The organism is Dyella flava, assembly GCF_016904955.1.
Classification (GTDB): domain Bacteria; phylum Pseudomonadota; class Gammaproteobacteria; order Xanthomonadales; family Rhodanobacteraceae; genus Dyella_B; species Dyella_B flava.
In genome coordinates this window covers 34,702-47,697 of record NZ_JADIKE010000035.1, presented here as the reverse complement: position 1 = coordinate 47,697, position 12,996 = coordinate 34,702, and the positions used below count along the sequence as shown (strand labels likewise).

At 61.9% G+C, this 12,996-nt stretch carries 14 protein-coding genes and 1 tRNA gene; 3 read left to right on the top strand and 12 right to left on the bottom strand.

The genetic code is table 11. The features are described from left to right. The 4 genes from ISP19_RS09905 to ISP19_RS09890 all read right to left on the bottom strand — a co-directional run bounded on the left by ISP19_RS09905 (position 1) and on the right by ISP19_RS09890 (position 1,587). Entirely contained in the window at positions 1-255 is a 255-nt protein-coding gene (locus ISP19_RS09905; RefSeq protein ID WP_204681304.1) for a hypothetical protein, read from the bottom strand. Next, positions 252-533, bottom strand: a complete 282-nt coding sequence (locus ISP19_RS09900) for a hypothetical protein (protein ID WP_204681302.1) — start codon at positions 531-533, stop codon at positions 252-254. Before ISP19_RS09900 ends, ISP19_RS09905 begins: the two co-directional genes overlap by 4 nt. A gap of 630 nt (positions 534-1,163) precedes the next feature. Then, positions 1,164-1,250, bottom strand: a tRNA-Leu gene (locus tag ISP19_RS09895). A gap of 97 nt (positions 1,251-1,347) precedes the next feature. Next, on the bottom strand, positions 1,348-1,587 hold the full coding sequence (locus ISP19_RS09890; protein WP_204681300.1) for a hypothetical protein: 240 nt from the start codon (positions 1,585-1,587) through the stop codon (positions 1,348-1,350). 245 nt (positions 1,588-1,832) lie between these two features. On the opposite strand from ISP19_RS09890, the gene ISP19_RS09885 reads away from it, so the two are divergent. Then, positions 1,833-2,483: a response regulator gene (locus ISP19_RS09885; protein WP_204681298.1), complete on the top strand. Its 651-nt coding sequence runs from the start codon at positions 1,833-1,835 to the stop codon at positions 2,481-2,483. Between the two features lie 84 nt (positions 2,484-2,567). On the opposite strand, the gene ISP19_RS09880 is transcribed toward ISP19_RS09885, so the two are convergent. After that, a complete protein-coding gene (locus ISP19_RS09880) occupies positions 2,568-5,708 on the bottom strand; it encodes an Rne/Rng family ribonuclease (RefSeq protein ID WP_204681296.1) in 3,141 nt (1,046 codons plus the stop codon). Positions 5,709-6,045: 337 nt separating this feature from the next. Between ISP19_RS09880 and ISP19_RS09875 the strand changes: the two genes are divergently transcribed. After that, on the top strand, positions 6,046-7,014 hold the full coding sequence (locus ISP19_RS09875; protein ID WP_204681293.1) for an RluA family pseudouridine synthase: 969 nt from the start codon (positions 6,046-6,048) through the stop codon (positions 7,012-7,014). Here ISP19_RS09875 and ISP19_RS09870 read toward each other — a convergent pair. Next, positions 6,992-8,458: a CPBP family intramembrane glutamic endopeptidase gene (locus tag ISP19_RS09870; RefSeq protein ID WP_204681291.1), complete on the bottom strand. Its 1,467-nt coding sequence runs from the start codon at positions 8,456-8,458 to the stop codon at positions 6,992-6,994. The two genes, ISP19_RS09875 and ISP19_RS09870, sit on opposite strands and share 23 nt — an antisense overlap. A gap of 45 nt (positions 8,459-8,503) precedes the next feature. Then, positions 8,504-8,845, bottom strand: coding sequence for a 4a-hydroxytetrahydrobiopterin dehydratase (locus tag ISP19_RS09865; protein ID WP_204681289.1), 342 nt, complete (start codon positions 8,843-8,845; stop codon positions 8,504-8,506). 139 nt (positions 8,846-8,984) lie between these two features. On the opposite strand from ISP19_RS09865, the gene ISP19_RS09860 reads away from it, so the two are divergent. Beyond that, positions 8,985-9,593 carry an NfuA family Fe-S biogenesis protein gene (locus ISP19_RS09860; protein WP_204681287.1) on the top strand — a complete coding sequence of 203 codons (609 nt, stop codon included), beginning with the start codon at positions 8,985-8,987 and terminating at the stop codon, positions 9,591-9,593. 22 nt (positions 9,594-9,615) lie between these two features. Here ISP19_RS09860 and ISP19_RS09855 read toward each other — a convergent pair whose 3' ends face one another. The 5 genes from ISP19_RS09855 to ISP19_RS09835 form a co-directional block, all read right to left on the bottom strand. Further along, on the bottom strand, positions 9,616-9,780 hold the full coding sequence (locus ISP19_RS09855; protein WP_204681285.1) for a hypothetical protein: 165 nt from the start codon (positions 9,778-9,780) through the stop codon (positions 9,616-9,618). A gap of 128 nt (positions 9,781-9,908) precedes the next feature. Further along, positions 9,909-10,259, bottom strand: coding sequence for a c-type cytochrome (locus ISP19_RS09850; protein WP_204681283.1), 351 nt, complete (start codon positions 10,257-10,259; stop codon positions 9,909-9,911). Between the two features lie 21 nt (positions 10,260-10,280). Continuing rightward, entirely contained in the window at positions 10,281-10,604 is a 324-nt protein-coding gene (locus ISP19_RS09845; RefSeq protein WP_204681281.1) for a c-type cytochrome, read from the bottom strand. 160 nt (positions 10,605-10,764) lie between these two features. Then, positions 10,765-11,997: a TraB/GumN family protein gene (locus ISP19_RS09840; RefSeq protein ID WP_204681279.1), complete on the bottom strand. Its 1,233-nt coding sequence runs from the start codon at positions 11,995-11,997 to the stop codon at positions 10,765-10,767. A gap of 106 nt (positions 11,998-12,103) precedes the next feature. Then, entirely contained in the window at positions 12,104-12,994 is an 891-nt protein-coding gene (locus tag ISP19_RS09835; protein WP_204681277.1) for a carbon-nitrogen hydrolase, read from the bottom strand. Positions 12,995-12,996 lie beyond the last annotated feature (2 nt).

The window sequence follows — 12,996 nt, the reverse complement described above, 5'->3', positions numbered from 1 at the left end:
TTATGCAGCATGGCCGAGCAGCCACAGCGCGAGAAACCCCACGACGTTGGCGCCACCGAGCGCAAGCCACGCACGCGCCGCATGACGAAAGGCGTAGGCCCCGATCATCAGCGTCATCCACAGTGGAAAGAACAGAATCAGTGCCGGAATCAGCCAGTCCGCGCCGTCATTCGGCAATGCATGCAGCACCAGGCGCAAGATCACGGCTGCGAGCGGAAAACCGAGCAGCACCCCGGCCAGACAACGCCCGATCACCGTTTCTGCGCCCGTGCTGCAACGGCACGCCTGTCGCGCCACCAGGCCAGATAGGGCAGCGCAACCCAGGCGAGCATCAGTGAAGTCAGCGTACCGGCGATGCCTGCGGCAACCCCTGAGGCGGCCCACCAGATCCACACACTGGCAAAGACAATGACGGTTCCGGCCATGCGTGCGCCGAAGGGTAGCGGCCTACGCAGCAAACGCTGTTGCTCATGCGAGAGATAAAGCAGCACCGCGCCCAAGACGCTCAATAAAAACGCGCAAACAATCACCATGTAGCGAAATTCCCGGCCATCGCGTCGCGATACCCGGTTTCAAGCGCCGTGATATCGGAGTTAAATCGTGTTAATGGGAATAATTCTCATTAATAAGCGAGCCTATGTCAACCGGTAAGGCACACGGCCAGACGGTCGCGTTCTTGCTAGGACTGGCGCCGTCTAGAAGGTATGCAGCAGTAGGGTGTCAGTGATCACCGAATCGTTTTCTCGGAAAGATCGAGGCGACGCAAAACCGCCGTTTCACAGGTGTGTGGGCGAGGTGGGCGGCAATTAGTTCGCCTATGGCCGTTTTTTTGGAAAACCCTAAGAGGACGGGGATGCTGGAAGCAATGCGGGCAAAAGCGTCGCTTCGGAAAAGCAGCGCATGCGTTCTTTGAGCATGCCGAATAAGCCTGACGAAGAAGATCACCATGTGTTGTGATCAATCGAGGCACAAGCTCGTCGAGCTATGTAATTTCGCGCAACAGAATGTCCATGGACATCGCAGTTGTGCGCCTCATGCCTGATCATTCCTCTGCGTGCCGTACCGATTATTTGCCACTGGCAAATAGTCGAAGCCGCGTCGGAGCCATGGGATTTTGGGAGAGGAGCAGGCAGTCGGGCGAATGCCTAAATGCTTGAAGCTGATGGTGCCCGGAGCCGGGATCGAACCGGCATGACCTTGCGGTCGAGAGATTTTAAGTCTCTTGCGTCTACCTGTTTCGCCATCCGGGCTGGAGGCAGCTACCGAGTGATGGAGGCTGCAGGCGCGCGGATCGTAACATGCGCCTACCATTCAGCGGAGCAGGGCGCTCCGTTTATTTGAACGACTTCAGGCTACGGCACTTTCAATCGGCGCACCCGGACGCGCGTACTGCGCCAGACGAATCGTGGAAGCGGGGCCTGGCATCTCAACGCAGGTGCTGCGGCCGGAACGGGTGTGTTCGTCGCGGGCTGCTTCACGCGCCAGTTGGATGGCAGGGCCCAGCCGGAGCTGGCTAAACAGGGTTGCAGACTCTCGGCGGATGCTCCAATCCCCATCCGGAGATTGCTTGAGCGAGTAGATCACCATCGATACCTCCATCGGGTAGTGCGAACTAGCCTTGCAGGGGGACTACGACTTGCGTGACTTACGACGTTCTATATACCAAATGATGACATTTAAATTGGGGCATGTATGTAGGTGATTCCCTACTACTCGTGTGAGGTTTGGCGCTATATGGAAAATCCTTGCTGGACGAGGGGTTACGGGCTTGCAATGTGTCGGCCACCCGCCTACTTTGCAGGTGCACAATACCTATCCAGGGAGGGCGCACGATGATTGACGTTGTACTCGTAGATGACCACGAGCTGGTCCGAACCGGCTTCAGAATGATCCTGCAGCAGCCGGATATTCGCATTTGTGGCGAGGCGGGTACGGCGGAAGAGGGCTTGCGTCAGATCCGGGCCGCCAAGCCACACATCGCGCTGGTCGATGTGCACATGCCCGGTATGAGCGGTATCGAGCTGACCGAGCGCATCGCGCGAGCGAATCTGCCTACACGCGTGATCGTCGTAACCATCGTGGACGATGCTCGTTTTCCGAAGCGTTTATTGGATGCTGGCGCACATGGTTACCTGACCAAGAGCTGCGCTGCCGAAGAATTGCTCAATGCCGTCCGCCAGGTCGCGAGCGGTCGGCGTTATCTGGCTCCGGCCGTGGCGCAGCAGTTGGCGCTGGCCACGCTTGATGGCGAAGGTTCGCCTTTCGACGTGCTCTCCAGCCGCGAGTTGGAAGTGGCCATGATGCTGGTACGCGGCAAGCCGCTCACGGCCATTGGCGAGCAGCTCAGTCTGAGCCCCAAGACGGTTTCCACCTATAAGCAGCGCCTTATGGAAAAGCTGCAGGTGGATCACGTGATCAGTCTGGCGCACCTGATGACGGTGCACGGCTTGCTGGACACCCACAACAACCAGGTCGGCAACTGAGCGAATGCTTCGAATGCTCCTGTAAGCAAAAGGGCCGGACATTGTCCGGCCCTTTCGTTTGGAATCGTCGTGTTGACCGGTGTATCAGGACAGCCGGTTGTCACGATGGGCCGGTTGCGCTTCGTCTTCTTCAGGCAGCGGCTCGCTAGCTTTCTCGTGGCTGTGCTCCTCCGTGGCCGATACGTGATGGCGCATCGGTTGGGAAAGCAGATCGCCTTGTTCGGGCTGATGGAACAGCGGTGCGGGGCTGACCACTACCGGCGCAGAGACGGGTGTGGGCTCGGTAGCTGCGGGTTCTTCGCGGACTGGCTCGGCAAGTACCGTTTCAGTGGTCACGATCGAGGCCGCAGCGACTTTGGTTTCATTGACGTCGGGTGTGATGTCGTGCGGCACGGTAACTGTGACCACTTCCGCCGGTGCGACAGGTGTGTCCACCTGCGGCTCATCGGCTGTCTCGGTAACCGACGCCTCGAGTTTTTCAGCCACTTCGCGCACCGGAATGGGCGGCAATACTGGCAGATTGAACGAAGCAGTCACCGGCGCCGAAGCGATGATCAGCGGTGCCTCCTTGCGATCCTCGGCAGCAGGAGCTTGACCGACATCCGCTTCTTCAAAGGAAGCCTTTGCCGTTTCAAATTCGATAACTTGTGGCTTGGCTGCTGGCGGTACGTAGGTTTCCACCGGGGCAGCGGCTGCTGGAGTAGCTACCACTACTTCCGGCGCAGACGCAGGTGCTGCGTCCGCGGGTTTCGCAGGCGGCTGGATGGCTACGCTTTGCTTGGGCTCGGATACGCTTTGTTCGGCATGGCTGACTTCCAGCTCGTCGCTTTCGTCGCGATCCTCATCATCCAACACATCGTTCAACTGGTCGTTGGACACTCCACCGGCTGCTGCTGCGGCGCCATCGTGACGGCGACGGCGGCGGCCACCACGACGGCCGCGACGGCGGCGCGCCTGACCGCCTTCAGCTGTCTCGGTGGCAGGGGCTTCGATGCCTTCGGGCACGGTCACCGCGGCTGGAACGGTTGGCTCAACGACCGGCTTCGGTGCTTCGGCCGGTTTGGCAACAGCTTGCACGTTCGCTTGTTGAGAACGTTCGGCCTGCGGTTGACGCGGCTGGCGTTCCTGCTGCGCTTGCTTGGCAGCCTGGGTGTTCTGCTGCTTATTGCGCTGTTCGTTGGCCACAGCATCTTGGGCCTGTTGCGGCTTTTGCTGACGCTGTTCCTGCTTGTTGCCTTGTTGCTGCGGCTGTTGCTGCTGGCGGGCCTGAGCTTGCTGTTCGTTCCGCTGCCGCTGCTGATTCTGGTTCTTGGCCTGCTGTTGGGCATTGCCGCGGGCACCGCCTTGCTGTGCCTCGCGCTGCTGACCCTGGCGCTGCTGGCCACCCTCGGCACGACGCTCGTTGCGACGGTTGTCCTGTTGCTTGCCGCGTGGCGCCTCCTGGCGCACAGCCGGTGTAGGCGCCGGGGCTGGTTCGGCAGCGCTGCTGCCGCGGAAGATACCAAACAGGCGAGAGAAGAAGCCGCCGCTGTTCGCCGGTGCCGCAGCGGGTGCAGCGACAGGCTGGCGCTTTGCGACCGGGGCTGACGCAGCGGCAGGCGTGGGCTCTTCCTCACGTACCGGCGCCGGGCTGGCCGGCACGATGCCGCTGACGGCCGGCTGCTCGCTGCTGCCGAGCATCTGGCCCATCTTGCGGATGGCGTTGGGTTCTTCCGCGGTGATGCGTTCGTAGCTGGGCTTGCTGTGCTCGCCCATGTCCGCTTCGCGGATGCGCTGGATCTCGATGTGCGGCGTATCGAGCTTGTCGTCCGCCACGATCACCACGTGCACCTTGTTGCGCAGCTCGATCTCGACCACGCTGGCGCGCTTCTCGTTGAGCATGAAGTTGGCCACGCTCGATGGAGCCTGCACCAGCACCTGGCCGGTGTTGTCCTTCATGGCGTGCTCTTCGATCAGTCGCAAGGTCGATAGCGACAGCGATTCCACGCTGCGGATATGGCCATGGCCTTCGCAGCGCGGGCAGACGATCTGGGTGGCTTCGCCCAGCGAGGGGCGCAGGCGCTGGCGTGACATTTCCAACAGGCCGAAGCGCGAGATGCGGCCGATCTGGATGCGCGCACGGTCCAGCTTGGAAGCGTCCTTCAGGCGCTCTTCGACTTCCCGCTGGTGCTTGGGGCTGTCCATGTCGATGAAGTCGATCACGATCAGGCCGCCGGCATCGCGGATGCGCAGCTGGCGGGCGATCTCGGTCGCCGCTTCCAGGTTGGTGTTGAACGCGGTCTCCTCGATGTCGCCACCCTTGGTGGCCTTGGAGGAGTTGATGTCGATCGCGGTCAGCGCTTCGGTCTGGTCGATCACGATCGAGCCGCCGGAGGGCAGGCGTACGCTGCGGTCGAAGGCGCTCTCGATCTGGGTTTCGATCTGGTAGCGCGAGAACAGCGGCGTATCGTCTTTATAGAGCTTGAGCTTGCGCAAGGCGTTGGGCATCACCTGCTGCATGAACTCACGGGCGTCGTGGTAAAGCGACTCCTCGTCGATCAGGATCTCGCCGATGTCGCTGCGCAGGTAGTCGCGCAGGGCGCGGATGAACAGCTTCGATTCCTGGTAGATCAGGAAGGGCGCCTTCTGCGCCTGGGCAGCGCCGGAAATGGCCTTCCATAGCTGGATCAGGTAATCGAGATCCCACTGCAGCTCTTCGGCGTCACGACCCATGCCGGCGGTGCGCACGATCAGGCCCATGTCGTCCGGAACGGTGAGGTGTTCCAGTGCTTCCTTCAGGGCCTGCCGGTCTTCACCCTCGATGCGACGCGATACGCCGCCCGCCTTCGGGTTGTTCGGCATCAGCACCATGTAGCGGCCGGCCAGGCTGATGAAGGTGGTAAGGGCGGCACCCTTGTTGCCGCGCTCTTCCTTCTCGACCTGGACGACGACTTCCAGACCTTCCTTCAACAACTCGCGGATGTTGGATTTGTAGGGATCCAGGCCCGGCGTGAAGTACTCGCGGGCGATTTCCTTCAGCGGAAGGAAGCCGTGGCGTTCGGCGCCATAGTCGACAAAGCAGGCTTCGAGGGATTGCTCAACGCGAGTGATACGGCCCTTGTAAATATTGGCCTTTTTCTGTTCGCGAGAGGGGATTTCGATATCAAGATCGTAAAGGGTTTGGCCATCAACGATAGCCACACGCAACTCTTCACGCTGAGTCGCGTTGATCAACATTCTTTTCATTGTGATTCCTCGGCTTGGCCGCGCGTCGCGCGCCGCGGTGGCGCCTGGTGTGGCGGCCGGCCTTCGGATCGCGCCGCAGCGGTAAAGCGGCAAATAAACGGTAACGTTCCCGATACCGGGGTGATTCTTTGGCACGCAGGGCGCGTTGTCTGTCTGCAGATGAGACCGGACAAGTGGCTACCCGAACCGTTACGATTACAGGGTGTTTGCAAGGGCTGCCGTGATGGCGACCGAGCCAAACCTCACCAGCGTCGCGGGGCGGGCACCCGGCCTTCACAAACGTCGGCCGACCGGGTCAAGCGCTATACGAGTATCCTCTCAACCCAGGTTTTTTTCAATGCAGACGGCAACTTCCCCTGATGCACCTCAAGGGGTGCGTCAACTTGAGATCGGTCCGGAGCGTGACGGTCAGCGCATCGACAACGCCCTGATGACCATCCTCAAAGGCGTGCCCAAGAGCATGATTTACCGTTTGCTGCGCACCGGCCAGGTGCGTGTAAACGGCAAGCGCGCCAAGCCGGATACCCGTCTCAGCCAGGGTGACATGCTGCGTATCCCGCCGGTACGGGTAGCCGAGCGGCCGGCGGAGCTGGGGGCTTCCCAGGGGGCCATCGAGGCGGTGGCCGAGGCGGTGATCTTCGAGGACAAGCACTTCCTGGTGATCGACAAGCCCACCGGCATGGCCAGTCACGGCGGCAGCGGGGTGAGCCACGGGGCGATCGAGTTGTTGCGACAGGCCCGCCCCAAGGATCACCTGGAGCTGGTCCATCGCCTGGACCGCGACACCAGCGGCGTGCTGGTCTTCGCCCGTACCCGCCCCGGGCTGACCGGACTGCAAGCGGCGATCCGTGCCGGCGAGGTGACCAAGCAATATCTCTGCCTGATGGTCGGCCACCCGTCCAAGGCCCGTTTTGACGTCAACGCGCCGTTGCAGAAGTCGATCTTGCAGGGCGGCGAGCGGATGGTGCGCGTGTCCGAAGGCGGCAAGCCCTCGCTTACGTTCTTCCGCGAGATGGAGCAGTACCCGGGCGCCCGCCTGATGCAGGCGACCCTGGGCACCGGCCGCACGCACCAGATCCGCGTGCATGCGGCCCACATCGGTCATCCGCTGGCAGGTGACACGAAGTACGGCGATCGTGACGCGAACAAGCGCTTTCGCGAACTGGGACTGCATCGCCTGTTCCTGCACGCGTCACATATGTCCTTCGAACTCGACGGGCGCGCGTATGGATTCTCGGCGCCGCTGCCAGAGGATCTGAAGAACTTCCTCGATACGCTGGCGGCTAAAAGAAGAAGCGGGCGCTGACTTCCAGCGACCGCACCAGTCCGCCCACCAGCCCGGATTCGACCAGCAGAGCAGCCAAGGCGTGAGCCACCCCGATTGGCAAGACGCTACGCGAACGCAGAAAGCACCAGCCCCACCACAGCTCAGCCACGAAACACAGTTGCATCAACATGCCATTCGGCGTGTGGAGCAGGGCGAAGGCAACGGCCGTGGCGACGATGGCCAGGGCCGCCCGCTGGTGGCCGACTTGCTCGAAACGCCGCAGTAGCACTACCAGCATCAGCCACTGTTGCAGCCAGGCCCAGCCAAAATAGGTGAGGACATGTGCCAGCGGCAGCGGCTGCAGCCGGTGGCCATGAAGCGCAATCAGCAGCAGGGCGACCGGCAAGGTAGCCAGTGGCCGGAGCCAGTCGCGCCCGCTGGCGGGCCACCGCCATAGTCGCGGCAAATGCCGTCGCTCAATGAACAGCGCGTAGGCGAGGCCTCCGCCGAAGGCGAGTACACCCAGCGGGGTGGGATACAGGCCCCAATTGAGCCCAATCACCAGCCATAAGGGCCCCAACAGGCAGCCGGTTATCTCCAGCCACGGCCGCAGCGCGCCTTTCACCGGCCGTAGCGCGAGCCAGACCAGGGCACACAAATAAAGGATGCAGCCGAACCAGCTTGCGGTGGCATGCGATGTTCGCGGCGCCGGCTGTGGCATCGCGCCGGCAGGTACGATCAATGCCGCAGGCCAGTGTGACCGCAACTGATCGCGCAACGTCAGCATGGCTTCCACGCTCAAGCCCTCCGGAAGACGAAACAGCGGCATCGGCAAGTTTTGGGCGAGGGCGAGAGCGGGTTGGATGTCGCCCTTGGGCAGATCGATGGCGGCGTTTTGCGCATGCCCCATCGGTTCGTTCGTCAGTAGTGCGACCGATGCCAGGCGCAAGGTTGCGTGAGCAGGAATCTGTACGCGCAGTCGCAACATCTGTGCGATACCTGGTGACGTACAGGCATCCCGCGCAACCGATTGCCAGGCCAGGCCGCGCAGATTGATGCGCAAGGTCCGAGCATCTGGCGTCAGCACACTGGCTGTGGCTGCCAGGCATGTCGACGTGTGGCCGCTACCCCATAGCAGCCCGAGCGAGCCCGCTGCGCTGCTTTGCAGTTGCATTTGCAGAATCGGCCAGTGTGCAAGGTCCAGCGCCCAGTCCACCGGCAGGCCGAGTTCGAACGGCGTGCCATCGATGCTGGTGATGCTCAGCGTGTCTGCATCGCTGGTCACCGTGGCGTGACCAAACGCGCGCCCGGCAATCAGGTCGCGGGGCTTGCGCAGATGCCATTGCCACAATGGCTGGTCCGATTCGACGCGCGCCAATTGCTGATCGGCCTGTTGCAGCAGGCGGGCCGAGGTGATTCGCGCCGCCAGCCAGCTCAGCGCCGCACATATACAGATCGCGGCCAGCACGTAGCTGGCGAGCATCCATAGCTTGTGCAGACGCCGCCGCCAGTCCAATGGAGGCGCCGTTTAGCGAGCGAGCAGGGCGTCGGCGCGCGCAGCGCAGATGAAATCGTTCAACGACAATCCACCGACATCGTGTGTAGACCAGCGCAGCTTGCAATGGCCGTAGCCCGCCTCGATGTCCGGGTGGTGATCTTCGTGATTGGCCATGAAGCCGACGGCGTTGATAAAGCCCAGCGTGTGATGGAAGTTCTCGAAGCGGTAATCCTTCACCAAAGCATCACCTTGTTCGCTGAGCTTCCAGCCGTGCACCATCGGCAACAGGGCGGCGATGGCCGCCTCGTCCAACGCGTGCTCTTTGCCTTTACGGGGCTGGCAGTGTTGGGTGGCGAGTGGAAGGCTGGTCATGGCGATCTCCAAAGTCATTCGCTGAAGCGTCGAAACTGTACGCGAAAAAAATGAAATCGGACATTCATGGCGAAACAGGACTAAAATGGTGCGGTATAGCCCGGCCAGACCGGGTCAAAAAGCTGGTTCCGGAGCAGGCATGATCGAGATTTCCGAGCGCGCGCAGCAGCACTTCCTGCGCCTTCTTTCGCAACAAGGCATCGAGGGGCTGAGTATTCGCCTGCGCGTTATCGCGCCCGGCACCCCGGCGGCCGATTGCGAGCTGGAATTCTGCGAGCCGCAGGAACTCACCGGCGGTGAGTGGACGGTCGAATGCAGCGGCTTCGATTTTCATATCGAAGGCGATAGCGCATCCTGGCTGGAAGGCGCCACCATCGACTTCGAGCCGAACCAGACCGGCGGTCAGTTGAATATCCGTGCACCGAAGATCAAGGGCGAGCTTCCTGGCATGGAAGCAGGTCTGGTCGAGCGTGTGCGTTACGTGCTGGATGCCGAAGTGAATCCGCGCATTGCCGCGCACGGTGGCCGCGTGAGTCTGCTGGAGATCGATGCCGACGGCGTGGTGCTGCTGCAGTTCGGTGGCGGTTGCCACGGTTGCGGCATGGTTGATGTCACGCTCAAGCACGGTGTGGAAAAAACGCTGCGCGAACGTGTGCCGGAAATCACCGAAGTGCGTGACGCGACGGATCACAAAGGTGGCGCCAATCCGTATTACCGCAAGAAGGAAGGGCAGTCCGCGATGGGCTGAGCTGTTAAGCCTGATAGCGCGGCTATTCTCCCTTGGCTTTGCGTATCAACCAGACCAGCCAGGCAGCTGAAATCACGCCGAGCGCCAAGCCGATACCGCTGCCCCACAGCAATCCCGTATTGCCCCAGAATACGCGGCCGATCAGCGCGCCCAGCACGAACAGAATAATCAAGGGCAGGCAACCCATGGCCGCTCTCCTGAAACGCAAGGGTGCATCTTCACGCGCAAAACAAAAGCCCGCAACTGATGGCGCGGGCTTTCGTGTTTTCACCTGACAGTCGTCGAGCGTCGACCAGGCATGGTTGTCGCGCGGGATCAATCGCCCTGGATGTGGCCTTTCAGCGTATCCAGCTTGGTCGGCATGGACGAGAAGTAAGCCGCGATGTCCTCGATATCCTGATCGGAAAGCGTGCCGGCAAAACCCTTCATGATCGGATTGTTGCGGCGGCCGTCCTTGTATTCGTGCAAGGCCTGCTGAATGTATTCGTTGTATTGGCCGGCGAGACGAGGATATTGCGGATCGACCGCATTGCCATCCGTACCGTGGCAGGCGACGCAGGCAGCGGCCTTGGTCTTGCCGTTCTCTATATTGCCGCTGGCGAAAATCGGCGTCGAAACCAGCACAAGGGCCATGCCGAACGAGAGCAGCGTAAGCGTGCATTTCATGCAGTGGAATCCTTGAGCCGATTACTTCGGAGAGATGCTGGAAAGATAGGCGGCGATGTCCTCGATTTCCTGGTCGGAGAGGCTCTGTGCCTGCGCCATCATGGTCGGATGCGTGCGGTCGCCTGATTTGTACTCATGCAGCGCACTGATGATGTACTGCGCGTTCTGGCCAGCGATCTTCGGGACGGGATACTGCGGATAGGCGTTGTTGGTGCCGGGAATGCCGTGGCAACCATTGCAGGTGTAGATCAATGTGCGGCCATTGGCTTTGTCGCCAGTGGCGTGAGCGGTACCTGAGAGAAGCAGAGCGGCAGCAGCCAGGCCAAACAATTGCAATCGAGTCATCAAGAGGATCCCCACGGTTCCAGCGGACGCATGCAACGTATTTGGCCGAGTATAGAGGTGCCCCTTAGCCGTCACAATGGGATGTGGCAAGGGCTGGATCGCGGCAAAAAGCCGCGCTCCTTTCGGCCGCTTCGGTCTTGGCCCAGACGGTTCTGGAAGGTCAGAACAGGCTTTTCAGGATATGGATGCCGGCAGCGTACTCGCCGACGATCGTGCCCAGGCAGACCAGGAAAAAGTTGAGCAAGGTGCGCGCAACGCGGTTGGTCCACCAGCCGCTCCAATGCACGATGTCATCGCGCAGCGATTCGAAATCCGCCACGCGTGGGCGACGCACCCATGCTTCGACCATGGCGCTGATGCCACCGGAAGGAATGCCTGGACGGAAAGGTTTGATCGGCGCAGCGATAAACGCCGCCACAATGCTCAATGGGTGAGCACGTGCTGCGATGGCGCCCAGCGCTGCGAACCCGCCGGTGAACAACACCCAATCGCGCAGCGCCTGTGCGCCAAGCGCGGTATTGCGATGGAACGCATAGCCAATCGCGGCAAATATCAGCAGCACCACGCTGATGGCCAGCCATTTCGGCCACTGCGCCTTGGGCGGTGTCTGCGCCAACTCGGTCACTGTGGCAGCCGGATCGGATTGCTGGATGCGCAGATGTTCGCACAGCCCCTTGAGGTGACCGGCGCCGATCACGACCAGCACGCGACACGGGTTGGCGGTGATCGAACGCCCGGCTTCTTCGCGCAGGCGTGCGGCCATGAAGGCATCGCGCTCGGCGATCAGGCTGCGATAAAGCGGCGCCGATTCGGTGGCGAATTCGCTGAATGCGCTTTCCAGCATATCGCCCTGCTTGAGCTTTTCGATTTCCTTTTCGTCGATCGTTTCGCGCTCGAACACACTGGCGAGCAAACCGCCAAGCAGGCCGAAGCGCTGCCAGAAACTGACGCTATGCCAGGCGCGCTTGAGCGTGGTGCCCACTTCGCGGTCGATCAGCCACAACGGAACGTTGTGCGCCTGCGCGCCATCCATGCCCGCTTTCATTTCGGCGCCAGGCTCGATGCCGTACTGGTCGGCCAGCCGTTTCTGGAAGGTGGACAGCACCAGGCTCGCCGCCACCATGCCGGCCTTGCCCTGGCGGATCACCCGGAACAGATCCATCTGCTTGAAGGACTCGGGATCGCGCATGCCCTGGGCGCGGCTTTCACACAGCTCCACGGCGATGGCGTCGAACTTTTCGGTCGCCAGCAGGGCCTGCACCGCTTCCACGCTGCTGCGCGAGACATGCGCCGTGCCGAGCACCACATACTCCACGCCATCGCGGTGCACGCGCTCGATCGGCTGGCCGTGCAGGCCGGGAGTGGAGAGAACGGCGGTCTCGGTAACGCTCATGCAGTCGATGCAACCAGGGGTGGGGATGAACCAAGCATGGGGATGCGGGAAACGCGGCGCAAGCCGGACGTTTCCGACTTGCCAAGCCTAGCGCGCTGAAGCGCAGTTAATCACGAAAACGGCGAAGCAGGTCGCTATAGGCGTCGATCCGGCGATCGCGCAGGAACGGCCAGATCCGGCGCACGTGCTCGCTGCGCTCCATATCGATCTCGGTGACCAGCAGCTGGCGCTGGTCCGTGCCCGCCAGGGCCAGGAATTCGCCCTGCGGGCCGGCGACGAAGCTGCTGCCCCAGAACTGAATGCCCGCGCCCACGCCGGCCGGGTCGGCCTCGTAGCCGGTGCGGTTGCAGGACAGCAGCGGCAGACCATTGGCGACCGCGTGACCACGCTGCACGGTGATCCACGCGTCGCGCTGGCGATCCTTTTCCGCCTGGTCGTCGTTCGGATCCCAGCCGATGGCGGTGGGATAGAGCAACAGTTCCGCGCCGGCCAGCGCCATCAGGCGCGCGCCTTCCGGATACCACTGGTCCCAGCACACCAGGACGCCAAGGCGGCCCACCGAGGTATCGATCGGCTCGAAACCCAGGTCGCCCGGCGTGAAGTAGAACTTCTCATAGAACGCCGGATCGTCCGGAATATGCATCTTGCGATACTTGCCGGCGATGTTCGCCGAACGGTCGAAGACCACGGCGGTGTTGTGATACAGCCCTGCTGCGCGTTTTTCGAACAGCGACGACACCACCACCAGCTTCAGCTCTTCCGCCAGCTTGCCGATGCGCGCCGTGCTGGGGCCGGGAATGCTTTCGGCGAGGTCGAATTCCTTGACCGATTCGTGCTGGCAGAAATACGGCCCGTTATGCAGTTCCTGCAGCAGTACCAGTTCAACACCGGCGGCGGCGGCTTCGCGCAGGCCGGTTTCAATGGCGTCGAGATTCGCATCGCGGCTGCCGCGGTGGGTCTCCTGCAGCAGCGCGACCTTGAGTGTCTTGCGGGTCATGC

Bases quoted from the DNA above. Each gene is read 5' to 3' on its own strand.
- ISP19_RS09900 (WP_204681302.1), bottom strand. From the start codon at position 533: ATGGTGATTGTTTGCGCGTTTTTATTGAGCGTCTTGGGCGCGGTGCTG.
- ISP19_RS09890 (WP_204681300.1), bottom strand. From the start codon at position 1,587: ATGGTGATCTACTCGCTCAAGCAATCTCCGGATGGGGATTGGAGCATC.
- ISP19_RS09885 (WP_204681298.1), top strand. From the start codon at position 1,833: ATGATTGACGTTGTACTCGTAGATGACCACGAGCTGGTCCGAACCGGC.
- ISP19_RS09880 (WP_204681296.1), bottom strand. From the start codon at position 5,708: ATGAAAAGAATGTTGATCAACGCGACTCAGCGTGAAGAGTTGCGTGTG.
- ISP19_RS09875 (WP_204681293.1), top strand. From the start codon at position 6,046: ATGCAGACGGCAACTTCCCCTGATGCACCTCAAGGGGTGCGTCAACTT.
- ISP19_RS09870 (WP_204681291.1), bottom strand. From the start codon at position 8,458: ATGCTCGCCAGCTACGTGCTGGCCGCGATCTGTATATGTGCGGCGCTG.
- ISP19_RS09865 (WP_204681289.1), bottom strand. From the start codon at position 8,845: ATGACCAGCCTTCCACTCGCCACCCAACACTGCCAGCCCCGTAAAGGC.
- ISP19_RS09860 (WP_204681287.1), top strand. From the start codon at position 8,985: ATGATCGAGATTTCCGAGCGCGCGCAGCAGCACTTCCTGCGCCTTCTT.
- ISP19_RS09855 (WP_204681285.1), bottom strand. From the start codon at position 9,780: ATGGGTTGCCTGCCCTTGATTATTCTGTTCGTGCTGGGCGCGCTGATC.
- ISP19_RS09850 (WP_204681283.1), bottom strand. From the start codon at position 10,259: ATGAAATGCACGCTTACGCTGCTCTCGTTCGGCATGGCCCTTGTGCTG.
- ISP19_RS09845 (WP_204681281.1), bottom strand. From the start codon at position 10,604: ATGACTCGATTGCAATTGTTTGGCCTGGCTGCTGCCGCTCTGCTTCTC.
- ISP19_RS09840 (WP_204681279.1), bottom strand. From the start codon at position 11,997: ATGAGCGTTACCGAGACCGCCGTTCTCTCCACTCCCGGCCTGCACGGC.
- ISP19_RS09835 (WP_204681277.1), bottom strand. From the start codon at position 12,994: ATGACCCGCAAGACACTCAAGGTCGCGCTGCTGCAGGAGACCCACCGC.